Annotated in this window: 19 protein-coding genes; 15 read left to right on the top strand and 4 right to left on the bottom strand. The window is 40.7% G+C overall.

The genetic code is table 11. The features are described 5' to 3' along the window. Nucleotides 1-279: 279 nt before the first annotated feature. Complete coding sequence (locus ACFEL9_RS24095; RefSeq protein ID WP_385895376.1) at nucleotides 280-1461, top strand: DEAD/DEAH box helicase; 1182 nt, start codon at nucleotides 280-282, stop codon at nucleotides 1459-1461. A gap of 35 nt (nucleotides 1462-1496) precedes the next feature. Here the strand turns inward: ACFEL9_RS24095 and ACFEL9_RS24090 are convergent, their stop codons facing one another. Beyond that, nucleotides 1497-1712 (bottom strand): hypothetical protein, encoded by a 216-nt coding sequence (locus ACFEL9_RS24090; RefSeq protein WP_276505073.1) that lies wholly within the window; start codon nucleotides 1710-1712, stop codon nucleotides 1497-1499. 221 nt (nucleotides 1713-1933) lie between these two features. On the opposite strand from ACFEL9_RS24090, the gene tnpA reads away from it, so the two are divergent. The 7 genes from tnpA (at nucleotide 1934) to ACFEL9_RS24055 (ending at nucleotide 13630) form a co-directional block, all read left to right on the top strand. Further along, a complete protein-coding gene (tnpA, locus tag ACFEL9_RS24085) occupies nucleotides 1934-2395 on the top strand; it encodes an IS200/IS605 family transposase (RefSeq protein ID WP_385895373.1) in 462 nt (153 codons plus the stop codon). Nucleotides 2396-2813: 418 nt separating this feature from the next. Then, complete coding sequence (locus tag ACFEL9_RS24080; protein ID WP_385895370.1) at nucleotides 2814-3632, top strand: N-acetylmuramoyl-L-alanine amidase; 819 nt, start codon at nucleotides 2814-2816, stop codon at nucleotides 3630-3632. A 145-nt stretch (nucleotides 3633-3777) separates the two neighbouring features. Then, the gene (locus ACFEL9_RS24075) at nucleotides 3778-6405 is read left to right on the top strand and encodes an MGH1-like glycoside hydrolase domain-containing protein (protein ID WP_385895367.1); all 2628 of its coding nucleotides are present in this window, start codon (nucleotides 3778-3780) and stop codon (nucleotides 6403-6405) included. Nucleotides 6406-6583: 178 nt separating this feature from the next. Further along, nucleotides 6584-7285: a hypothetical protein gene (locus ACFEL9_RS24070; RefSeq protein ID WP_385895364.1), complete on the top strand. Its 702-nt coding sequence runs from the start codon at nucleotides 6584-6586 to the stop codon at nucleotides 7283-7285. 1 nt (nucleotide 7286) lies between these two features. Next, nucleotides 7287-10049 (top strand): carboxypeptidase-like regulatory domain-containing protein, encoded by a 2763-nt coding sequence (locus tag ACFEL9_RS24065; RefSeq protein ID WP_385895361.1) that lies wholly within the window; start codon nucleotides 7287-7289, stop codon nucleotides 10047-10049. 1 nt (nucleotide 10050) lies between these two features. Continuing rightward, nucleotides 10051-11184 (top strand): DUF4249 domain-containing protein, encoded by a 1134-nt coding sequence (locus tag ACFEL9_RS24060; RefSeq protein WP_385895358.1) that lies wholly within the window; start codon nucleotides 10051-10053, stop codon nucleotides 11182-11184. 34 nt (nucleotides 11185-11218) lie between these two features. Beyond that, nucleotides 11219-13630, top strand: coding sequence for a hypothetical protein (locus ACFEL9_RS24055; protein ID WP_385895356.1), 2412 nt, complete (start codon nucleotides 11219-11221; stop codon nucleotides 13628-13630). A gap of 6 nt (nucleotides 13631-13636) precedes the next feature. Here ACFEL9_RS24055 and ACFEL9_RS24050 read toward each other — a convergent pair whose 3' ends face one another. Further along, nucleotides 13637-14587, bottom strand: coding sequence for an AraC family transcriptional regulator (locus tag ACFEL9_RS24050; protein WP_385895353.1), 951 nt, complete (start codon nucleotides 14585-14587; stop codon nucleotides 13637-13639). Between the two features lie 130 nt (nucleotides 14588-14717). On the opposite strand from ACFEL9_RS24050, the gene ACFEL9_RS24045 reads away from it, so the two are divergent. The 3 genes from ACFEL9_RS24045 to ACFEL9_RS24035 all read left to right on the top strand — a co-directional run bounded on the left by ACFEL9_RS24045 (nucleotide 14718) and on the right by ACFEL9_RS24035 (nucleotide 17923). Further along, nucleotides 14718-16250: an aldehyde dehydrogenase family protein gene (locus tag ACFEL9_RS24045; protein ID WP_385895351.1), complete on the top strand. Its 1533-nt coding sequence runs from the start codon at nucleotides 14718-14720 to the stop codon at nucleotides 16248-16250. A gap of 184 nt (nucleotides 16251-16434) precedes the next feature. After that, entirely contained in the window at nucleotides 16435-16917 is a 483-nt protein-coding gene (locus ACFEL9_RS24040; RefSeq protein WP_385895348.1) for a hypothetical protein, read from the top strand. A gap of 82 nt (nucleotides 16918-16999) precedes the next feature. After that, a complete protein-coding gene (locus ACFEL9_RS24035; RefSeq protein ID WP_385895345.1) occupies nucleotides 17000-17923 on the top strand; it encodes a DUF72 domain-containing protein in 924 nt (307 codons plus the stop codon). Here the strand turns inward: ACFEL9_RS24035 and ACFEL9_RS24030 are convergent. Continuing rightward, entirely contained in the window at nucleotides 17920-19212 is a 1293-nt protein-coding gene (locus ACFEL9_RS24030) for a Y-family DNA polymerase (protein ID WP_385895342.1), read from the bottom strand. The two genes, ACFEL9_RS24035 and ACFEL9_RS24030, sit on opposite strands and share 4 nt — an antisense overlap. 290 nt (nucleotides 19213-19502) lie before the next feature. Continuing rightward, a complete protein-coding gene (locus tag ACFEL9_RS24025; protein WP_385895339.1) occupies nucleotides 19503-19994 on the bottom strand; it encodes a LexA family protein in 492 nt (163 codons plus the stop codon). Nucleotides 19995-20067: 73 nt separating this feature from the next. Between ACFEL9_RS24025 and ACFEL9_RS24020 the strand changes: the two genes are divergently transcribed. The 4 genes from ACFEL9_RS24020 (at nucleotide 20068) to tcmP (ending at nucleotide 23757) form a co-directional block, all read left to right on the top strand. Further along, nucleotides 20068-20676, top strand: coding sequence for a 2'-5' RNA ligase family protein (locus ACFEL9_RS24020; protein ID WP_385895336.1), 609 nt, complete (start codon nucleotides 20068-20070; stop codon nucleotides 20674-20676). An 11-nt stretch (nucleotides 20677-20687) separates the two neighbouring features. Continuing rightward, nucleotides 20688-21305, top strand: a complete 618-nt coding sequence (locus ACFEL9_RS24015) for a 2'-5' RNA ligase family protein (RefSeq protein WP_385895333.1) — start codon at nucleotides 20688-20690, stop codon at nucleotides 21303-21305. Between the two features lie 139 nt (nucleotides 21306-21444). Beyond that, nucleotides 21445-22554 (top strand): PA0069 family radical SAM protein, encoded by a 1110-nt coding sequence (locus ACFEL9_RS24010; protein ID WP_385895330.1) that lies wholly within the window; start codon nucleotides 21445-21447, stop codon nucleotides 22552-22554. Nucleotides 22555-22593: 39 nt separating this feature from the next. After that, complete coding sequence (tcmP, locus tag ACFEL9_RS24005) at nucleotides 22594-23757, top strand: three-Cys-motif partner protein TcmP (protein WP_385895328.1); 1164 nt, start codon at nucleotides 22594-22596, stop codon at nucleotides 23755-23757.

The raw sequence follows: 23757 nt of genomic DNA, 5'->3' as shown, positions 1-23757 counted from the left end.
AAATACGCTTCTCCAACTACCAAACAATTTTTTCAACTCATTCTTTGTCAAGCCATATAGAAATATGCGCAACTCGCCAATAGCTTAAATTTGACACCGCTATCAGATTGATTAAGGAAGTGATAAAAAGCTGCAGTGCCGGACATTAGTGAAAGACGCCACATTGTATCCTCCCCCCGTTCAACTATCTTTGCGCTTTCCAAAAAGCAGGAGCAACCTGCCTCACATTAATAATTTATCAACTTGCGATTCACCGATTTTAATTTTCATCCGAACCTCATGGAAGGGATTGAGGCTTCTAACTATGAAAAAGCCACCCCAGTACAACAACAGGTTATTCCAGCCATACTTGCCGGTAAAGATATCATTGCTTCTGCCCAGACGGGCACTGGCAAGACAGCGGCTTTTTTATTGCCCGTTATTCATAAGCTACTGAGCAATCATGTGGATGGACAGGTTGGCGCCCTGGTGATTGTGCCCACCCGTGAACTGGCGATACAGATCTCCCAACATTTGGAAGGCCTTTCTTATTTCACGCATCTTAGTTCTATCGCAGTGTATGGGGGTAATGATGCACAGAATTTTGTTGCTGAAAAAAAGGCGTTACAATCAGGCGCCGATATTATTGTTTGTACACCCGGCCGCATGATTGCCCACCTGAATATGGGTTATGTGTCCATGAAAGGCCTGCAATTTTTAGTATTGGATGAAGCGGACCGAATGCTGGACATGGGTTTTCATGATGAGCTGACCCGCATCATTAAAACATTGCCGGTAAAACGCCAGACATTACTGTTTTCGGCCACCATGCCGCCAAAGATCAGGCAGCTTGCCAGGAATATTTTACATGAACCTGCAGAGATCAATATTGCTATTTCCAAGCCACCGGAAAAAATTGTTCAAAAAGCTTTCGTCGTACATGAAGAGCAGAAGCTTCCATTGGTAAAACATTTACTGAAGAGTACGCCTTATAAAAGTGCGTTGATCTTTTGCAGCCGTAAACAAAATGTAAAACAATTAGCCCGGATGTTAAAACAGGCGGGGTTTTCGATTGAAGAAATGCACAGCGATTTAGAGCAGTCGCAACGGGAAAGTGTAATAGGCGGTTTTACAAGCGGCCGGATACCGGTGATGGTAGCTACCGATATTTTAAGCCGCGGTATTGACATCGATACGATCGACCTGGTGATAAACTATGATGTGCCGCATGATGGTGAAGATTATGTACACCGGATTGGACGTACGGCAAGAGCGGAAGCGGATGGAATGGCTTTTACAATGGTAGGAGAGAAAGAACAAAACAAATTTGCCGGCATTGAAGCACTCATTGGTAAAGAAGTAGAAAAAGCAGGCATCCCCATTGAGCTCGGACCCGGCCCTGTTTATAACCCAAGATTAAGAACAGGCGGCAAAAGGCCCAATCGAAAATTTTACCATCGTAAACCGGGCGGCAAACGCTAAGCAAAAAGGCAAAAGCATCTTAACCGTATTCCTTTTCAGGAAGCCCTTCCTTCGTTGGCAGAGATGCTTTCTATTAATTGTTTTATTTCTTCCTTACTAAGATTCATTTTTTTCTCAAGGCGTTCCAGTAGCGCATCTTCCTGCCCCGGTTGATAGTTAAGATCTTCATCGGTCAGGTAAATATTATTTTCCTTCAAATCCTCTTTGACATCTTCCCACGGTTTTTGCAATTTAAATTGATTAGTTGCCATGTGGATCTTTTTTTCAAAATTACAGACAATATCCAGGCCATTTATAAGGATGCCGCAAAGAGGTTAATTAATATTTTGAGGTGCAGGACCCGGCCTAAATAATTTAGCTGTCCCGTAGGGACAACAGGTAGGTAACAAAAAGGGAAAATGATCCCTCTTGCGTCCTATAGGGACGGTTGGTGATTCAGAGAAATGTTTTATCTTTTTTAAAATGTTTTCTTATGGCCAATACCTATACTCAATTGCATATTCAATTTGTTTTTGCAGTTCAATACAGGGCAGCCCTGATTGATGCTTTATGGAAAGAAAGATTGCATCAATATGTAACCGGAATTTTTCAAAGAAACCAACACAAAATGTTACAGATTAACAGCATGCCTGATCATGTGCATGTCCTGATAGGACTTCGTCCGAATCAATCCATTTCCTCATTAATGCAGGTTGTTAAAGCAGAGAGTACAAACTGGATCAACCATAATAAATTGACGAAAGAAAAATTTGCCTGGCAAGGCGGCTACGGTGCATTTTCTTATGCTAAAAGCCAGTTACCCCGGGTAATTTCTTACATTCAAAACCAGGAAATTCATCATAAAAAGCAAACTTTTTTAGATGAATACAGGGCTTTTTTAAAAGCATTTGAGGTGGAATATGACGAACAATATATTTTTAATGAGCCGATCTGATTTTTATTTTTTTCAACAATCATCACCTGACGCCCCTATGGGGCATAAAAAAACATTACCTGTTTCTTTCTACCAACCTATTGTCCCGCTGGGACAAACAAACGGATCATATCATTCCAGCACTTCAAAATATTAATTAGCCCGCAAAGAATTAATTCCAGGAATCGTTACCCGGACTCATATTTACAACGGTGCGGTGATAATTCAGGGTTTAGGGTGCATTCCAAATTTTCGCATAACCCAAACCCACCCCATCGAAATTTTCTTATGCTAAACTGTTTCTTCCCCTCCCAGGGGGGATGCAGCATTCCCTTTTTGTAATAGCGTAAGCGACAACGCTGCGAAAATTTGGAATGCACCCAAGGGTTTAAGCCATAAACAGGATTATTTTTATCTTTCACTGAAATCGTTAAGTGTCATGTTCAAATATTTGGTCGTTACCCTATCTGTGACCGCAGTGGTTTTTCTACAAGCTTGTGCACCCGGTTCATACAGCAAAACAAACAAGAGCTATAAGAAACAGGCAAAGGCCTATGCGAAATTGTTGCGTGAATATCCCGTGGAAGATTCAGTCGGCTTGCTTTATGCTACCAAATGGGTCGGTACCACAAATTTCAGCATGCGGCGTCCTAATTACGTAATCATTCATCATACAGCGCAAAACAGTTGCGAACAAACTTTAAAAACGTTTACATTGCCCCGTACACAGGTAAGTTCTCACTATGTTATTTGCAAAGACGGAACAGTGCATCATATGTTGAATGATTTGTTGCGGGCACATCATGCCGGCGTTAGTAAATGGGGTAATGCATCTGACATCAATAGTAGCAGCATCGGTATTGAAATTGACAATAACGGGCTTGAATCATTTACCGATGCGCAGATTAATACATTACTGGCTCTGTTACAACGATTGAAGAACGCCTATACTATTCCGATAGCCAATTTTATTGGTCATGCTGATATAGCACCGGGAAGAAAGGTTGATCCTAACCGCAACTTTCCCTGGCAAAAATTGGCAGAACAGGGTTTTGGCTATTGGTATGATACAACCAATGTGGAAGTGCCTGCTGATTTTAATGCTATGCAGGCATTGCGCATTATCGGTTATGATATCAAAAAAGAAGAAAATGCTATTCAATCATTCAAATTGCATTTCGTGCAAAATGATTCAACTCAAGTTTTAACTGATAGCGATAAGAAAATATTAGTCGATCTGCAAAAAAAGTATCAATAACGACTTCTTCTATACATCTTCTATACATCCTGCGCTTTTTTGCCTGTTATGAGTTAATTTTATCGGATAGTAAATGATTGTCCCTGAAAATTCTTTTATAGCAACATGGTTGTTCGCCATCTTATTTTGACGATAAATACTCTGAATGACAGTAGAACATCAGCGCCTTGCGGTGAATGCCGATAAAGAAATTCCTTTGGTGCAATGGGGACCCTATCTGAGCGAACGACAATGGGGTACGGTGCGGGAAGATTACAGCGTATACGGAGATGCCTGGCATTATTTTCCATTCGATCATGCACATTGCCGTACTTATTTGTGGGGCGAAGATGGCCTTGCCGGGATATCTGATTTTTTTGGCAATCTTTGTTTTTGCGTAGCGCTTTGGAATGGTAAAGATCCCATATTGAAGGAAAGGCTTTTTGGTTTGAGCAATCCACAGGGTAATCATGGTGAGGATGTGAAGGAGTTGTATTATTACCTCGATAATCTTCCTACGCATTACTACATGGAGTATTTGTACAAATACCCGCAGCAGGCTTTCCCTTATGATCAGCTAAGACAGGAAAATCAAAAACTAAACAAACAGGACCCTGAGTATGAGATACTGGATACAGGTGTCTTCGATAATAACCAGTATTTTGATGTTTTGGTAACGTACGCTAAGCAAGGTCCGCAGGACATCTTTATAAAAATTGATATTACCAACCAGTATAGCAAGGCTGCGGAGATTCATGTATTACCTACCTTATGGTTTTATAACCGGTGGGATGGCGGAAGTTTCAAAGAGAGACCTTCAATCACTTATGTAAATAAAACAACGGTAAAGGCCGAACATGAAAGACTCGGTAATTATTATTTTTATTTTCAGCCCACCGAAAAGAGTTTTTTTACCGAGAATGAAACCAATACCGAAAAAGTAACAGGCGTACCCAATGAATCCATATTTGTAAAAGATGCCTTTCATGATGCAGTTATCAATGGAGAGAATATTAAAGAACTTTCTCAAAAGCAGGTAGGTACCAAGTTTTCCCCGGTTTATAAAATGAGAATAGCGGCAGGAGCAACTAAAACAGTTTATTGCCGGCTGAACAATAAAATGACGGATAATCCATTTGCCCGTGGGTTCAAGGACATCTTTTCCGTTCGTAAGCAGGAAGCTGATGAATTTTATGCGGCGATTTTGCCAAAGGGGATGAGTGAAGATATGGCTAGAATACAACGACAGGCCTTAGCTGGTATTTTGTGGAGCAAGCAATACTATCATTTTGATGTAGAAGAATGGTTGAATAAAACAGATGGCATCACCCCTATTAGTAATAACCGCCTTACGGGCCGGAATAATGACTGGACGCACCTGAAAAACCAGGACATCATAATGATGCCCGACAAATGGGAATACCCCTGGTACGCGGCATGGGACCTGGCTTTTCAATGTATTTCCATGGCAGTAGTTGATCCCACGTTTGCCAAACATCAATTGCTTTTGGTAATGCGTGAATGGTATATGAAACCGGATGGGCAATTGCCGGCTTATGAATGGAACTTCAGTGATGTTAACCCACCGGTGCAGGCATGGGCGGCGATGCAGGTATACAATATTGAAAAAAAGCAAACCGGAAAAGGCGACATTAATTTTTTAAAAAAAGTATTTCAAAAACTGCTTATCAACTTTACCTGGTGGATCAACCGAAAGGACGTAAGAGGAAACAATATCTTTGAAGGCGGCTTCCTGGGCCTGGATAATATTGGAGTCTTTAACCGGAGTTTTCATTTTGCCGGTGAAATGCAGTTGGAACAGGCCGATGGTACAAGCTGGATGGGCACCTATGCTTTGGATATGATGGATATAGCCGTGGAAATTGCCATGCAGGATCCTTCATTTGAAGATACCGCCACCAAGTTTTTTGAGCACTTTGTATTAATAGCCGAATCACTCAACCAACATGGTCTCTGGAATGAAGAGGATCGTTTCTTTTATGATGTTTTATGTGTGACGGGCAATGATCCCATTCCGCTTCGCATTCAATCTATCGTCGGTGTCACTTCTCTTTATGCGGTTTCAACGATCAGTAAAAAAGTGTTGGATAAGCTTGTCGATTTCAAAAAGCGTATAACCTGGTTTGAGAACTACCGTAAGAAGAACAAAAAATTTTGGCCCAATGAGGAAAGAAGCAATGACGGTGAAACTTTATTGTCACTGATTCCGAAGGACAGGCTGGTGGACTTACTCAAACCCCTGTTGGATGAAAACGGGTTTTTATCTGACGGCGGTATAAGGGCATTATCCAAATACCACGAAGAGAAACCTTACTCCGTGACAGTGGATGGAATTATCTACAGCATTAAATATGATCCCGGTGATTCAACCTCCGACATGTTTGGTGGTAATTCCAACTGGCGAGGCCCCGTGTGGATGCCCATTAACTTCCTCATCATTCAGTCTATCCGAAAATACGGCGAGTTTTATGGCGATACGTTGCTCGTCGAGTACCCCACAGGATCGGGCAATAAAATAAATCTAACACAAGTAGCCAACGAATTGACCAAAAGAGTGATCAGCTTGTTTGGGCAAAATGGAGATGGCAAGAAGCGCCGCTTGTATGGAAAGTATAGCTGGTTTTATGAGCAACCGGGCAATCAGCACCTGCTAACCTTTTACGAATATTTTCATGGCGACAGTGGCCGGGGATTAGGCGCCAGCCATCAAACGGGTTGGACGGCCCTTGTAGCCGAGCTGATCAGTGAGTATGGCGAGAAAAGCAAACAGTAGAAAAGCCAATATCCTCAATTCGATACATGAAAATCGCCGTTCATCTATAAAATCCGAGCGGAGGGATTTTTGAATTGATAAAGGCGGTATTTTGTTAAATGCAAGCCGGTCTTTAGTATTTCATCAACTTCCGAATAATTTTTTCATCCGGGAAATACTGTAAACATTGTGATAGCATATGAGACAACTAACTGTATTCTTTTTTCTGCTTCCATTTATTGTTGAGGGCCAGCATTCACAAATTGCCGATAGCCCGGGTGTAGACAGCATTGCGGCTTTCTATTTTGCCAATCAGGGCGAAACACTTGCTATTCACAATGGAAGGGTTTTTTTGGGTTATCCGGGTATTGTTGGTGATGCTTTTTATCCCTCTACGGCTTTTCAAAAAGGTTCCATATTATTTGACGGCACCTGGTATCATGATGTTTCGATCATGTATGATATCTACCAGGACGATGTCATTCTGCTTCACCCAGGCTCAACTCCAATAAGATTGTTTAGTGGGAGAATTGCGCAATTCAGTTTTGACGGATTGAATTTTGTTCGGCTTAATGCTGATAAAGACCATGTATTAAAACCAGGATTCTATCAGCACCTTGTCGAAGGAAATGCAACAATCCTGGTGCATCGCAGTAAAAAAATAGAAGAAAATATCGTTGACATGAGAGTCGAACGAAAGTTTGTTTCAGCCACCCGTTATTTTATTTTAAGAGATGGCGCTTATCATCCCATTCACAGACAGAAATTTTTATTCGATATCTTAAAAGTCAACAGGCAGGCGATAATAAAGCACCTGAAATCGCAGGGTATAAGATATAAAGACGACCAGGAAAAGGCGATTATTGCTATTGCCCAATACTATAATCAACTGCGTAAATAGAATGAAAAAGCATTTGGCAATCAGTTCTTTTTTCTTATTGTTTACACTGGTGATCATGGCACAGGGTAAAAAAGAAATAGTGATAAGCGGACGTTTTGATAGTCTGCTGTTGCCGGAATTTTTTAAGCAAATAGAATCACAAGCACCCTGTTTTTTTTATTACGATGCTGCTCAGCTCGATTCTACCAGTATAAACCTGGTAGTGCAAAACGAAACGCTGTCATCAGTACTGACGAAGGTATTTCACAATACCGGTCTGCAATTTTCAATAGACAGAGATAATAGGATTTATGTCACAAAAGGAATTAAAATTGTTACGACACTGCCGGAAGGATTTTTCCAGGCTGAGGGAAAAACCCCTGTTTATTCGATGAAGGACACTGTCGTTGACTATGGGCTGGAACTCAAAAAAACTGGTGTAGTAACATCAGAAAGCAAACTTTACGAAATAGGAGTAAAAACGAATACTGTCAGGGGAAATGCTATCCTGACCGGTACTGTACGGAATGCGAGATCGGGCGAACCGCTCATTAATGCGTCAGTGTTCATTAGCAATGAACATTCTACAGTAACAGATGCCTATGGCAACTATTCTCTCACCGTGCCGGCTGGTAAGCATACGTTGAATATCCTGGCCATAGGTATGAAGGATACAAAATTGCAATTAGCAGTTTATTCAACCGGCAAACTGGATATAGATATCCGGGAACAAGTAACTACTTTGAAAGAAGTGATCGTTTCATCCAAAAAACTTGTCAACATAAACAGGGTGCAAATGGGCGTGGAAAGAATGAGCATTGATAATATCCGTAAAGTGCCTGCAGTATTTGGGGAAGCCGATGTATTGAGGGCTATTACAAGTTTGCCGGGTGTGAAAACAGTGGGGGAGGCCAGTACCGGTTTCAATGTGCGGGGTGGGTCAGCCGATCAAAACCTTATTCTTTTCAATGATGCTACGATTTATAATCCTTCTCACTTTTTCGGAATGTTTTCTGCCTTTAATCCCGAAGTGATAAAAGATGTAGAATTGTATAAAAGCAGCATACCTGCAAAGTTTGGTGGCCGGTTAGCATCGGTTTTAGATATAAACAGCCGCGAAGGAAATAAAAAAAAGCTTACCGGTTCTGCGGGTATTGGACTTATTACCAGCAGGGTGCATCTGGAAGGGCCGATCGCAAAAGATCAAACGTCATTTATTTTTGGTGCCCGTAGCACTTATGCCAATTGGTTGTTGGGGCTTCTTCCATCTGAGTATGAAGATAGCCGGGCCTCTTTCCAGGATGTGAATCTTGGTATAAGTCACCGGGTCGATAGCTCGAGCAATCTTTACTTTTCAGGGTATTTCAGCAATGACCGCTTTGCTCTCGACAGTGACACGACGTATGCCTACACAAACCGCAATTTTAGTTTGAAATGGACACATAATTTTAATAACAGACTTAGCTCCGCCTTTATTATTGGATTCGATCAGTATAAATACAAAGTATTCCGGCGGGAAGATAAGGAGACGGCCTTTAAGCTACGTTTTGGAATTACACAATTAAATGCAAAAGCCAACTTTGTTTACTATGTCAATCAAAAGCATTCTTTTGATTTTGGGGCTGGTGCTATTCGTTATAATCTTCAGCCGGGTTCTTATGAGCCTTATGATGATAATTCCATTGTTAGTCCTGATTTGGTAGAAGATGAACAGGGCCTTGAAAGCAATATATATTTTACCCATCGGTTTACTCCAACTAATAAACTATCGGTAAGCACCGGGTTGCGTTACTCGCTATTTAATTATCTCGGGCCACAAACTATAAATTACTATGCACCCGGGCTCCCGGTCACGCCAGGTAATGTAACAGAAACAAAGCAGTTTGGAAAAGGAAAATCTATTCAAAATTATTATGGACCTGAATATCGATTTTCCATACGATATGCATTTACTACAAGTTTTTCAATCAAAGCCGCTTACAATACGCAGCGGCAGTACATTCATATGTTGTCAAATACAACGGCTATTGCTCCGACTGATATATGGAAGCTGAGCGATCCCAATATAAAACCGCAACAGGGTGACCAGGTGTCGTTTGGCTTATATAAAAATTTAAAGGCCAATACGATTGAAACATCGGTTGAAGTGTACTACAAAAATATTAAGGACTACCTCGACTATAAACCGGCAGCCAAATTATTATTGAACCATACTATTGAAACAGGTGTTATCAACACGAAGGGTAAAGCCTGCGGTTTGGAGTTTTTAATAAAAAAACCGGGCGGAAAATTAAATGGATGGATCAGCTATACCTATTCCCGCATTATGCTAAAAACAAATACAGAGGATCCTGAGCTGCGGGTGAACAGTGGGGAATACTATCCGGCCAACTATGATAAACCGCATGATGTAACACTGGCCGGAAATTTCAGGGTGAATCATCGCTTTAGCGTCTCATTAAATTCTACTTACAGCACAGGCAGGCCGATAACACTTCCGATTGGCAGGTATTACTATGCAGGATCAGAAAGAGTGCTCTATTCTGACAGGAATGCTTATCGCATACCTGATTACATACGCACAGATTTTTCATTGAACATAGACGGTAACCATAAAGTCAACCAGAAAACGCATAATTCATGGACGATAGGTGCATACAATTTATTGGGCAGAAAAAACCCATACTCCGTGTATTTTATTTCGGAGAATGGATTAGTCAATGGATATAAGTTGTCAATTTTCGGCAGCATGTTGCCATTTGTAAATTTTAATATTCGGTTCTAAAATGAGCAATCTGAAAATTTTATTGGTATGCTGGATGCTTATAGCATTATTTTCCTGTAAGGAGGTTTATAAACCCATAGTGATTTCCTCTGCAGACTCGTATCTGGTAGTAGAAGGAGTGTTGATCGCGGGAGCAGGCCCTACAAATATCCGGCTCTCCAGAACTTTTAAGCTCGATGATACAGCCCGATTGCAGGGCGAACGCAATGCACAGGTAACAGTTGAAGGCAAGGATAACACTGTAAGGACATTAACTATGACAGGCGATGGTGTTTATTCATCTCCCGACCTGGGCCTTGCTATCAACAATGAATATCGGTTACGAATAAAAACGGCCGGAGGCAAAGAATATTTATCCGATTATGTTACTGCGAGAAGCACGCCTGTTATTGACAGTATTAGTTGGAAACAGGATGAAAAAGGTGTGCAGTTAAATGTAGATACACATGACCCTGGAAATAATACCCGTTACTATCGTTGGGAGTATGATGAAACATGGGAAATAAGAACCTTTTATTATTCTGAATTTAAGTATGTAAACGGGGTAGTTAGCAAACGGACACTGGATGAAGCGGTGGCTACCTGCTGGAAATATGATGTATCAAATTCCATTTTATTAGGATCATCGGCCCGATTGCAGTCAGATATTATACATCGGGCTCCAATTGCTTTTCTTTTCAATGGTGATGAGAAATTGGATGTTCGTTATAGCATTTTAATTCGGCAATATGCGCTGGATAAACAGGGGTATGAATTCTATGAGATGATGAAAAAAAATTCTGAAAGCCTGGGTACTATTTTTGATGCGCAGCCATCCGAATTAAGAGGAAATATTCACAGTGTTTCCGCCCCCGGTGAATTAGTGATAGGCTTTATATCGGCCTCAGAGGTAAGCGAAAAGAGAAGATTTATTTCAAGATCTGAACTGAACTGGTGGAATTTTTATGAAGACTGTCCGGAAATACTTGTTAAAAATGATCCTGATAGTATCCAGGCGGCATATGATGGTAACGGTTCTATTTATGGTGCGGTATTTACTCCATTTAATACGATCTCTCACTATAAATTTTCAACTAAACCATGCGTCGAGTGTACGGCGAGGGATGGTTCGCTTATCAGGCCTTCTTATTGGTAATCGTCTGTCAACTAAATAAATTATTTGAATATAAATGAACGAAGAAAAAAAACGTTTTTTATCCGGCTTGATGTTCTTTACGCTGATAATAATGCCGTTTGTATTATTAGCCCAGGAAGACCGGTTTGAAAATATCAGGCAAAAATTTGCCAGTGCCAATCATCAACAAGTTCAGGAAAAACTGTATCTACATACCGATAAAAATTTTTACCTGGCCGGTGAGATTATCTGGTTCAAATTATATAGCGTCGATGCTTCAAATAATCAACCGCTCCACTTCAGTAAAGTAGCTTATCTGGAGGTTTTGGACAGAACCGGTAGACCTGTACTCCAGGCAAAAATTGAATTGACTAAAAAAGGTGGATCTGGTTCTCTTTATTTGCCTCTCTCATTGAATTCAGATAATTACGTGTTAAGAGCTTATACCAACTGGATGAGAAATGAAGGTGCGAAATCATTTTTTGAAAAAGTAGTTAGTATCGTAAATACTATTAAACCTGCGGAAAAGAAGGTTCAACAGGATTCTATTTATATCACAGCGGCTTTTTTCCCCGAAGGTGGAAACCTTGTCGAAGGAATAGAAAGCAAAGTCGCTTTTAAAATTGCAGATCAAAATGGCAAGGGGATTGATGCCCGTGGGATATTGACCAGTAACAACGGTGACACCATTGCCAATTTTTCGCCCCACAAGTTTGGAATGGGTAGTTTTTTATTGAAGCCACAGCAGGATCAGCAATATAAAATCACATTCTTACTGCCGGAAGGAAAAATATTTACCACTGCTTTACCAGTAGCGTATAGCCACGGTTATGTAATGAGCGTAACGGACAACAGGGATGGACGGATAAAGATACTTATCCGGGCTAAAAGCAGTGATGTCGCTATTCGGGGAGAAAGGGTTTTTTTGATGGCGCATACCCGTCAGCAAATTAAAAAGGCGGAAGCTGGTTTTATCAATTACGAAAGTGACCTCGTACTGTACGTTAATAAAGAAGACCTGGGTGATGGTATCAGCTACTTGACTTTATTCAACGCCAGTCAGAGGCCGGTTTGCGAAAGGTTGGTTTTTAAAAGACCGAAGGTTGTAAGCAATGTAAGTCTTAAAAGTGATAAGGTTATTTATGAGCCAAGACAAAAAATTCAGTTGGACATTTATCCAACAAGTAATAAAAACCATCAAAACGACAATTATTCAATAGCCGTATACCAGCTCGATTCTTTGGGGGAATCCGATCAGCAAGATATAGTCAGTTATACCTGGCTTGGCGATGAGTTAAAAGGATCCATTGAATCACCGGGATTTTACTTTTCCAATGACGCGGCTGTGGAAGAGGGGATCGATAATTTATTACTTACACAGGGATGGCGGCGTTTTGAATGGGAAGAGGTTCTTTCGCCTGCCGGGGGCGGCAACGGGTTATTCATTCCTGAATACAGGGGTCACCTGGTTGCCGCCCGGATCACGCATATCACCGATGGAAAACCTGCCCCGGGTATTAAATGTTTTCTATCTTATTCTACCACGCCATTTGGTTTTTCTGTTGCAAAAACAGACAGTAAAGGTGTTGCATGGTTTGATGTAAAAAATTATTATGGCCCCGGAGAAATTATAGTGCAGGCCGGAACAGAACCACAAACCAATTATCGTGTAGATGTATTGACGTCTTACTCAGACGAAAAGATGAATTTATCGCCTCCCTATTTGGCCATTTCGAAAAATGAAGAAGCACGGCTAACTGATAAAAATATCTCTATGCAGGTACAGAACATTTACAGGGCTGATAGTGTTCGTCGGTTTACTGCACCTGCATTTTCAGACACACTGCCTTTTTTTGGCAAAGCAGAATACTCATACCGGTTGGATGAGTATAAGCGTTTTACTACAATGGAAGAAGTGTTGCGGGAGTATGTAACGCCAATCAATGTCGTATTGAGAGGAGGTAAGCTCTATATGAGCATATATGATGAAGTTTCACAGACAGTTTACAATGACCAGTTGCTTGTTTTGCTCGACGGTGTACCGTTGATGGATTTCCAAAAAATATTTTCCTATGATCCATTAAAAGTAAAAAAGCTGGACGTAGTTCCCCGTAAATACCTGGTAGGAGGTGTAAACTTTAAAAGCATTGCCAGCTTCGAAACCTATAATGGTAAGTTTGATGGGTTTGAATTGACACCAGGGCTTGTAGCGATTGATTATGATGGACTGCAATTACAACGGGAATTTTATTCTCCCAGGTATGACCAGGAAAGTGAAAGACAAAAACGGATTCCTGATTTTCGAAGTACACTATATTGGAATCCAAATGTACCAATTGATGAATCAGGCAATGCTTCAATGCAGTTCTATACTTCAGATAAAAAAGGCGATTTCTTAATTGTTTTACAGGGAATTAATGCTAATGGGGAAATAGTATCGGCCTCAAATTCATTCAGGGTTGAATGAAGGGGATCATGAATTCAGGGTACAGTTTTTATATGCTCCCGGTGTAATACCCTCAGTCTTTTTGAACAGGCGAACAAAATAATTGACATCGCTAAAACCGCATTGCAAACTTACACTGGTGATGCTATTATTTTTATCAGCCAGTAATTGCTTAGCCAGTTTTACTCGTTCTTTATTGATGTATTCCAACGGTGTGATACCAAATTGTTCTTTAAACCAGGCAAAAAACAAATTGCGGCTCATATAAGCACGGCGGCTCAGTTTGTCCACTGCAATTTTTTCAGTCAGATGCTCATGGATATAATGTAACACATAGTGAAGACGGTTTTGATTCGAGTCTTTACCACTTTCGATTTTTACCTGTTGCAGGTACTGGCTTTGTACGAGACGTATCAGTAATTCCTTCAGGTTTAGATCTGCAAAAATATTTTTAGCCTTGTCTCCGCTGCTGCAGACCCGCATTAGCTTGTTGATCAAATCTGTTACTTCAGTATCATTGTCAAAATGATATTGATTGAATTGTAGTTTCCATTCATGCTCTCCCGACCGGTCACTATTGTAAAAAGTATTAAGATACTGCAACGTGTTGTTTACATATCGCTCATCAACTGCAAGAGCGATACATTGTGTAGGATTTTCCGCCTGTGCTTCGGGGAAGTCAATGACCATAGTTTCGTTGGCGGGAACAATAACGGTTTCACCCGGCAAATAATCAAATGAAGGTTTGTCAAAAAGATGCATTACCTTTTTTCCACGCACCATACTGGTAATGACGAAGTCACTAAAGGTTAAGGGTACACGATAGGTTTCCTGGTAGCTTTCAAAAATATTCAGCTCGCAATTATTCAGGTTAAAAACACGGCGATTTTCTACCAGCGTTTGCAGGTATTTGGGTTGGGTAAGATCAATCTTATTTAAATAACTCCTGGCAGCCACAACATTTTTTTGTAAGCTCAATAATAGCTATTCTTTTTAATCTGCCAAATGATTTTGGTACGATTGTGCTACAAATAAGTACAAAAATGCGCCATAGCTGACCGGATATTTTAAAAATTCGGGTATTCTTTAACGATTAAAACGCTTACATATGAGCACAGCAACAACTTCAGCCCCTAAATCCAATGTGGCCGCCCGGCCAAAATTTAAAGACAAATACGATCATTATATTAACGGTGAGTGGATAGCGCCCAATAGCGGTGAATACTTTGATAATATCTCACCTATCGACGGAAAAGTATTTACAAAAGCGGCCCGCGGCAATTCAAAAGATATCGATAAAGCTATTGATGCGGCGCAATCCGCTTTTCAATCATGGGGAAAAACAGCAGCCAGTTATCGCAGTAATTTATTATTAAAAATAGCACAGGTAATTGAAGATAACCTCGGGTATCTCGCTGTCGTGGAAACAATAGATAACGGAAAGGCATTGCGGGAAACAAGAGCCGCGGATCTTCCACTTGTAATAGATCATTTCCGGTATTTTGCCGGTGTTATTCGTAGTGAAGAAGGAACGGTAAGTGAGCATGATGAAACTACTGTCAGTATCAACCTGCATGAACCTATCGGAGTAGTAGGACAAATCATCCCATGGAATTTTCCATTATTGATGGCCACGTGGAAAATAGCCCCGGCATTAGCTGCCGGTTGTACTGTGGTAGTAAAGCCTGCAGAACAAACACCAACCAGCATCATGGTATTGATGGAACTGATCGGTAATATTTTGCCAAAAGGTGTTTTGAATGTAGTGACCGGTTTCGGCCCGGAGGCAGGTAAACCATTAGCATCATCTCCGAGAGTAAATAAAGTCGCATTTACCGGTGAAACAACAACCGGCAGATTGATCATGCAATATGCATCTGAGAACTTAATACCGGTAACGATGGAACTCGGCGGTAAGAGTCCCAATATTTTCCTTGAATCGGTGGCGGATGCCGATGATGAATTTTTTGATAAGGCTGTAGAAGGCGCAGTGATGTTTGCCCTGAACCAGGGTGAGGTTTGTACCTGTCCTTCAAGAATACTGGTGCATGAGAAAATCTATGAGAAGTTCATGGATCGGGTGATACAGAGAACGAAGGCAATCAAACTGGGAAATCCTTTGGATGGCACCGTGATGATGGGCGCACAGGCGTCAGAAGACCAGTATAATAAAGTTTTGAGCTACCTGGATATCGGTAAGCAGGAAGGAGCGCAGGTGTTATGTGGTGGTGAAGCCTTTCATCAAAACAGTGGGTTGGAACATGGTTATTATATCAGGCCTACCATATTTAAAGGCCACAACAAGATGCGCATTTTCCAGGAAGAGATCTTTGGGCCTGTTACTGCTGTGACGACATTTAAAACAGTAGAAGAAGCTATCGCTATTGCTAATGATACGTTATACGGATTGGGTGCCGGTGTCTGGACAAGAGATGCACATGAAATGTACCAGGTACCAAGAGCGATACAGGCGGGAAGGGTTTGGGTGAACTGTTATCATGCTTACCCTGCTCATGCTCCTTTCGGTGGCTATAAGAAGTCTGGTTTTGGTAGAGAGACACACAAGATGATGCTCAATCATTATCGCCAAACTAAGAATATGCTTATTTCTTATAATAAACAAAAGCTTGGATTTTTCTAGTTCGCAATGTTAGAGGCAAAGCAAAAAGGTGGCCAGTAAGTCACCTTTTTCTTTTTTAAATTATTAAATGCTGTAAAAAGAAATACTGGCGACTGATGCGGCACTTGAATTAATTCGGCTCCTAAAACTAGAGATGCTTTACAGTTTGGCATAACTATTTCTGTCATTTCAAAAAATGATAGTTATGAACAAGGGTATTAAAGCCTTGCTGGCCTTTGTTTTACTGGCAGGCTCTTGCAATAACGAAGGAAAAACCTCTACACAAGTAGAAAAAGATTCTATAACTCCTCCTGCCAGCATCGTAGCAGAGGATACTCTGTCATCGGGTTGTTATTCTCAAATAATACAACGTGATACATCTTCGCTGCAGTTACAAAAAAAGGGCAGTAGTTTAACGGGTGCTTTATCTTATTCCATTTACCAGAAAGATCGTAACGACGGAACGGTAATGGCAGAGCAGTCCGGAGATATTATAAAAGGCTGGTACCTGTTTAAGTCAGAAGGAATAATTTCCGTTCGCCAGGTTGCCTGGAAGATAAATGGCGAAGAACTATGGCCTGCCATCGGTGAAGTGACACAAAAAAATGACACGACGCTGTTTGCTAAACCTGATCAACTGAGATTTGACAGCACCAGGCCTTTTAGAAAAGTTCCCTGTGTTATTTAGGCACCTTAATTCACCGGCGTACTTTTTTTCCTGATAACTCTGTTGACCTGATTGAGTACTTTTGAAGGAATAAAATAACAGTATGGAATTTGGACGGGTAGATGAAAATGAATTGCCGCATATTGATTTTTCTTTACCGGCAGAACCTGCTTTCAATAAGGCTGTACTAAAAGGAAAGCCCGCTAAAAATGCTAAAGTTTATCTGGGCTGCGCTAAATGGGGAAGGGAAGAATGGGTTGGAAAAATATATCCGCTAAAAACCCGGGAGAAAGATTTTTTGCAGCATTATGTTCAGCATTATAATTGTATTGAATTAAACGCTACGCATTATAAAATTTATGGTGAGCCGGGCATCCGTAAATGGGCTGAGAAAGCAAAAGGAAAGGATTTTTTGTTTTGTCCCAAGATGTACCAGGGATTGACACATAAGGGAAAGTTAGATGCAAGGCACCCTCTTCTTAATGAATTCTTCAGGGGTATTGTTGCTTTTGAAAAACATTTGGGCCCCGTCTTTGTACAGGTGAGTGATACATTTTCTCCCAAACGGAAACAGGAATTGTTTGATTTTCTTTCGGCACTGCCAAAGGACCTGCAGTTCTTCCTGGAAGTCCGGCATCCCGATTGGTTCGGCAAAGAGAAAGAAAGGACGGATCTATTTGCATTTTTACGGGATAACAATTTCGGGGCGGTGATCACCGACACAGCCGGGCGCAGGGATTGCGCCCACATGCACTTAACGATTCCGAAAGCATTTATCCGTTATGTAGGCAATAGCCTGCATCCAAGCGACTATACAAGAAGTGATGCCTGGGTGAAACGAGTGAAATACTGGCTGGAAAATGGATTAGAAGAATTATATTTTTTTATGCATATGCACGATGAAGCTACTTCGCCAGAGTTAACTGTTTATTTGGTGGATAAACTGAATAAGGAATGCGGACTTAATTTGATAAAACCGAAGTTTATCAGCGAGCAAAAAGACAAGCAAACAAGTTTGTTTGGTTAATGAATTGCATACAGCTCATTCCAACGGGTCGTATACCGGGGGCTTCTGAGTTCCTGCCGCATCTTCCAGTCTCTTGTTGTTCCACTGGCGGCAAATTTTAATACATCATCCCGCTGACTGAAATTGACATTGTCAATCATGTCCATCAACTTTCGCTCACAATTTTTTGTATCGGGCAAAAATAAATTTCCCTGGATAGATTCGTCAGGAACAATACCACTCAGCATGACGCCGGCTTTTTTGTATAGCACACCTTTTGTAAAAATCTTATCGACCATTTCAACGGCTGGTTTGATTAACTCGTTGGTAAAAGATGTGGCAACAGGAAGCATCACGGAAGTGGTTAAGGTGCCGCTTGTATAACGATCTCTAAAATCAATCAGGTGATTTTGCTCTTTGGCAACGACAAAAATGCTGATCATTTTGGCTGCACTTTTTTGTCTCCTGAGCTTTTCGGCTGCTCTCGATGTGTAAGTGGCTATTGCCTCTTTGATATCGCTGATATTACCCACAGGGCTACCAAACATGCGGGTGGTAGCGATCATTTTTTTTGTGGTCAGCTCATCTTCCATTTCTTTTGTCGGAATTCCTTTCAGCTCTCTTATTAACCGTACCCCTACTACGCCGCCGAGGTGCGTGTGAGCAAACTCTTCACTCATATTTCGTAACTGCAATGCGTCATAAATGCACCAGAGTTCTTTTAACTTTTTGGCATATTGATGGCCTACTCCCCAGATATCACCCACCTCCGTTTTGCGTAATGCGGCAATGATCTTGTCATCGGTATCAAGTACCATTACACAACCTGTTTTTTCTTTGTTTTTTTTCGACAGACGATTGGCCAGTTTTGCTAAAACTTTCGTAGGCGCCACACCCACTGACACTTTAATACCCGTCCATTGCTCTACGGTTTCTCTTATTTGCTTTGCAATAGAAGGAAGGTCTTCTACCGGAAAAATGCTGAGATCTAAAAAGGCTTCGTCTACAGAATATACTTCCACATTTTGTTTGCCTACAATCGTCCTAAGCGTTTCCATTACCCGCCAGCTCAGGTCGCCATACAGGTTGTAATTGGAAGAAAATACGGCTATATTATGTTTCTTAATCAACGGCTTCGCCATAAAGTAAGGACCTGCCATTTCTACACCCAGGTTCTTCGCCTCATCACTGCGGGAAATGATGCAACCATCGTTGTTGCTTAAAACAACAACAGGCTTATTGTCAAGATGCGGTTTAAACAACCTTTCGCAGGAGCAATAAAAATTATTACAATCAACTATTGCTTTCATGTGCTTATTTTTATTTCAACGCTGGGCTACATGTAATCTTGCCTGTCGGCAGATAGGTTCGCCATAAAATTTTCATCGTCCCGATAGCTATCGGGAGTAAGAATTTTATTTGAATTTTTTTAGACTCATTTCATATAGGTGCATTCCAAATTGTCGCTGTATAAACAGGTAAGAATAGATCATGAGAACACTGAGAAGGGTCAAAGCTCACTGGAAAATCTTTGTGTTCTCTGTGATAAACTCTGTGAATCTCTGTGGTTAATGCGAGCGACAATTCGGCATGCACCCTTTCATATTGCTGTTCGTTGCATTTTGCTGTTCTTGTTCGCCTGGTAAGCTTGCAGTGAACTGTCCAGCACATGTATCACACAAGTCACCACGCCCCAGGAATTGTATTGGCTAAATTCACCCACTTCAATTGGCTGATGATTTTTATTTTCGGCAGCCAATATCATTTTATTAAAACTTAATTGCAGGCGACGCACCAGCAATTCTCCATCTACCGCCGCTATGATGATTTTTCCATTGCTTGCTTTCACACTACGATCTACCACTAATATATCGTTCGGATAGATGCCGGCACCCACCATCGCTTCCCCGTTCATACGAAAGAAAAAAGTGGCAGGTTTGTTCATGATCAGTTGCTCATTCAAATCGATGCCGCGTTCCATATAATCATCGGCCGCGGCGCCGAAGCCAGTAGCGTTGGCGGTCTTTACTTCTTTTTGGGTGAACTGCTTTGAGCCTTTGTAGGCTGCACCATAAAACTCTTCACTGTCCATAAAAAAGATTTTTTGATTGGCTAAAAATTTTAGTAAATTTATGCTAAATATTTGATCATACTTAATTTTCTTTATGCAGCAGGAATTCATACAGCCAGAAATGCCTTTTGACAATTTCAGGGGCATGAAGGAGTATTTATTGGTCATTCAACCAGATGATGAAGTATATAATAAAGTGAGTAAAGAAAAGCAATGCTTTTATGAGCAATACCGGCAAAAAGTTTCTATCAAAACAAAGCCACACATTACAGTAGCCAATTTTATGGCTCGTGAGGAAATGGAAGAAACGCTGATACGCTGGATTCAACGTATCGGGCTACAGCATGGCAGTTTCCCGGTAACATTAAATAATTACAGTGGATTTCCGCCTCATACCGTTTACCTGAGGGTGCAGGACCATCAGCCGTTCAAAAGATTGGCTACTCAGTTGCGGGTGATTGACACCTATGTACGGTCAAATGGCTGTCCGCCGGTCTATTTGTGTAACCGGCCACATATGACCATTGCCCGCAGGCTTCCTGAGAAAGTGTATGAAAAGGCGATGGTGGATTATTCGCAGAAAACTTTTGTTGAAACGTTTGCTGCCTGTGAGTTAACACTTCTCAAACGGGACCATCAATTTGATGGCTGCGGGGTGGTAAGCAGATTTCAACTACCAGTAAATAACAATCTTTTCAATTAATACTTAATCTTATGCAACTGGATATAACAACAACCTTACCCGGCTATCGAATTAATGAGTATTTGCTCGTATTAAGTCCCCATGAAGAATTATGGAACAAAATAATAAAGGTTAAGGAAGAGTTTGGTGACAAATACCAATCAGATCAGGCCAAATGGGGCAGACCACATATAACGCTGGCCAATTTTGTGCAGTATGAAATGATGGAAGAGCGGCTGATCAACCGGCTGAAGGTGGTCGGTATGGCATTTCCGCCATTTAAAGTAGAATTAAAGGATTTTGGCAGCTTTCCTTCGCACACCATTTTTATTAATGTTGCCTCTAAAGTCCCCATTCAAAGCCTGGTAAAACAAGTGCGCAGTGAAGCCCAGCGGCTGATGAAATTGAATGATGAAAATAAACCGCACTTTATTATGGAACCCCATGTAACGGTTGCAAGAAAGTTGCAACCCTGGCAGTATGAGAAAGGCTGGCTCGAATACAGTAATAAAAATTTCACCGGGCGGTTTATTGCTAATGAAATGGCATTGTTACGAAGACCCGTCGGAGAAAAGAAGTATAAAACGGTAAGACGATTTGAATTTCAAAATCTACCGGTGTTGACAAAACAGGGGGAGTTATTCGGATAGAAGCAGTAACGATAACCAATAAAGTGGGATGGGAATGTACAAAGGAGAATAGAGAGTAAGATAATGTGTTAAGTGATTGAGTGGGATAACTCTTTATTCTCCTTTTTTGTTTTGAAGAACGACCAAAAACCAAATATCTATGTCTGAAAATTTACAGCAGGATCATTTTAAAGTCGCTGCTAAAAATAAAGAAGAGTCGGAGCAATACGTGCAGGGCCGGGGTGCGCAGTTCAACACGAAGAATCGTTTTTTGAAAAATGAACGAACAAGAGAGCATATTGAGGGCATCGACGATTGGAGCGAAGAAAATCTTCCTACACAATACATCGAACAGGAATCAAAAACTATTGTGAATAAAGTGGACAGCCCCGATGTGGGCATGATGTACAGTATGAATCCCTATGCCGGTTGTGAACATGGCTGCATCTATTGCTATGCCCGCAATGTGCATGAATACTGGGGCTATAGCGCCGGTCTTGATTTTGAAAGAAAGATAATAGTAAAGAAAAATGCGCCGCAATTGCTTCGAAAATTTTTGATGCACCCGAAATGGGATGCTACCCCCATCATGCTAAGCGGCAATACAGATTGTTACCAGCCTGCCGAACAAAAATATCGTTTGACAAGAGGACTACTGGAAGTTTGCAATGAGTTTAACCAATCCGTGGGAATACTGACAAAAAATTCATGGATACTAAAGGATAAAGATGTATTGCAGGAGATGGCGAAGAAAAGAATCGTATCGGCGATGGTTTCCATTACTTCTTTTAATGAAGATCTGAGAAGGGTGATGGAGCCAAGAACAACGACAGCCAAACAAAAACTGAAAGTGATCAATGAACTCAGCAGCGCCGGTGTTCGTATGGGCATTATGATGGGACCGATGATTCCGGGACTAAATGAACATGAAATGCAACGCATCATGAAAGAGGCGAGAGATAACGGCGCCACCTTTACGGCATATACCTTTATTCGGTTGAATGGTGCTATCAAATTTTTATTCCATGACTGGTTGTATAAAAATTTTCCTGACCGGGCGGATAAAGTGTGGCACCTGCTGGAGCAAAGCCACGATGGAAAAGTAAATGATAGCCGATGGGGCGTACGGATGAGGGGAGAAGGAGCCATTGCGCAAATGGTAGCGCAGCAATATAAAAAATACGGAAAGCTGTATGGTATGAATACAGAGGAATGGCATCTTGATACGAGTATTTTCAGGCGGCCGGGGGAACAGGGGAGATTGTTTTGACAAAAAGTGTTGGTTATATTTATAGATAACTTACGGCTTATGTCAAAAAAGAATCCAAAAAAGCTGGTCCTGCCGCATTCAAAAGCAAAACTTGATTTATACAAGACTTATTTAAAAGAATACTTACCAATTCTTGGGCACTCAAAATTTATCGAAGCGATAAATATTTTTGATATTTTTTGTGGCACAGGTATTTATGATGATGGGAATATGGGTAGTCCGCTGATAGCAGCTTCCTGCGTATTGGATTACGAAGCTTATTTCCAGCAAAGAGGACAAGTCAGTAAGCGGGTAAATCTATTTATTAATGATTTTGATGAAAATAAAGTATACTCTGTTAGTGAGCTAATTGGAAGCTTGCCCTTTAAAAATTGTAAGATTACTCCTTTTAATTTAGATGCATCAGAAATGATGGATTTAGTTGGGGAAAAAATTAATGGATTTTCGGATAAGGAGCGGAGTTTAGTTTTTATTGACCCCTATGGTTATTCAAAAATAGAAAGGGACAAATTATATCAGTTACTAAAACGAAGAAGATCTGAGGTGATTTTATTTTTGCCTGTTGCCCATATGAAGAGATTTACTGACGAAGCCTTGACCGATTATGAGAAGAAGGCCTACGAGAATCTTAGGAAATTTATCCATAGCTTTTTTGAGACGAGCTCCAAAGTGATAACTGAAGTTAACCTAAATATTTTTGACTATATAGAAGAATTAAGAAAGGCATTTTCTTTTAACGGAGAATTTTATACCGCTTCGCATTATATAGAGCGAAACAAAGCAAATTATTATGCACTTTTCTTTATCGGGCATCACATTTATGGATTGGAGAAATTTATCGAGGCAAAATGGAAGAACGATAGTTTAGGCAAAGGATTTAACCAAAGAAGCGATCAGTCTACACTTTTCGGTGAAACGCTTACGGAGTATGATAAAAATATCAGTATTTCTAATTTAAAGAAACTATTTAGAAGTTTAATTGGCTCGATGATACAGGTATCTAATATCGAACTTTATGAATTTACCTTGCGTAATCAATTTAAAGCTTCTCACATGAGCCAAGTACTTCGTGAAATGAAAGCAAACAAAATAATTGAAATTACAGATTATAACGGCATATCCATGGATAAAACACCTGGTTTTGGTTTAACTTATACTGAATATAAATCAAAAAAAGCTACTTATATTTTTAGAAAAAGGTAA

Origin of the sequence: Terrimonas alba, assembly GCF_042434975.1 — a bacterium.
GTDB classification, from domain to species: Bacteria; Bacteroidota; Bacteroidia; order Chitinophagales; family Chitinophagaceae; genus Terrimonas_B; species Terrimonas_B alba.
This window is presented reverse-complemented; position numbering and strand designations above follow the sequence as displayed.

Bases quoted from the DNA above. Each gene is read 5' to 3' on its own strand.
- ACFEL9_RS24070 (WP_385895364.1), top strand. From the start codon at position 6,584: ATGAGACAACTAACTGTATTCTTTTTTCTGCTTCCATTTATTGTTGAG.
- ACFEL9_RS24060 (WP_385895358.1), top strand. From the start codon at position 10,051: ATGAGCAATCTGAAAATTTTATTGGTATGCTGGATGCTTATAGCATTA.
- ACFEL9_RS24010 (WP_385895330.1), top strand. From the start codon at position 21,445: ATGTCTGAAAATTTACAGCAGGATCATTTTAAAGTCGCTGCTAAAAAT.
- ACFEL9_RS24045 (WP_385895351.1), top strand. From the start codon at position 14,718: ATGAGCACAGCAACAACTTCAGCCCCTAAATCCAATGTGGCCGCCCGG.
- ACFEL9_RS24095 (WP_385895376.1), top strand. From the start codon at position 280: ATGGAAGGGATTGAGGCTTCTAACTATGAAAAAGCCACCCCAGTACAA.
- ACFEL9_RS24090 (WP_276505073.1), bottom strand. From the start codon at position 1,712: ATGGCAACTAATCAATTTAAATTGCAAAAACCGTGGGAAGATGTCAAA.
- tcmP (WP_385895328.1), top strand. From the start codon at position 22,594: ATGTCAAAAAAGAATCCAAAAAAGCTGGTCCTGCCGCATTCAAAAGCA.
- ACFEL9_RS24025 (WP_385895339.1), bottom strand. From the start codon at position 19,994: ATGGACAGTGAAGAGTTTTATGGTGCAGCCTACAAAGGCTCAAAGCAG.
- ACFEL9_RS24030 (WP_385895342.1), bottom strand. From the start codon at position 19,212: ATGAAAGCAATAGTTGATTGTAATAATTTTTATTGCTCCTGCGAAAGG.
- ACFEL9_RS24080 (WP_385895370.1), top strand. From the start codon at position 2,814: ATGTTCAAATATTTGGTCGTTACCCTATCTGTGACCGCAGTGGTTTTT.
- ACFEL9_RS24055 (WP_385895356.1), top strand. From the start codon at position 11,219: ATGAACGAAGAAAAAAAACGTTTTTTATCCGGCTTGATGTTCTTTACG.
- ACFEL9_RS24040 (WP_385895348.1), top strand. From the start codon at position 16,435: ATGAACAAGGGTATTAAAGCCTTGCTGGCCTTTGTTTTACTGGCAGGC.
- ACFEL9_RS24075 (WP_385895367.1), top strand. From the start codon at position 3,778: ATGACAGTAGAACATCAGCGCCTTGCGGTGAATGCCGATAAAGAAATT.
- ACFEL9_RS24015 (WP_385895333.1), top strand. From the start codon at position 20,688: ATGCAACTGGATATAACAACAACCTTACCCGGCTATCGAATTAATGAG.
- ACFEL9_RS24035 (WP_385895345.1), top strand. From the start codon at position 17,000: ATGGAATTTGGACGGGTAGATGAAAATGAATTGCCGCATATTGATTTT.
- ACFEL9_RS24065 (WP_385895361.1), top strand. From the start codon at position 7,287: ATGAAAAAGCATTTGGCAATCAGTTCTTTTTTCTTATTGTTTACACTG.
- tnpA (WP_385895373.1), top strand. From the start codon at position 1,934: ATGGCCAATACCTATACTCAATTGCATATTCAATTTGTTTTTGCAGTT.
- ACFEL9_RS24020 (WP_385895336.1), top strand. From the start codon at position 20,068: ATGCAGCAGGAATTCATACAGCCAGAAATGCCTTTTGACAATTTCAGG.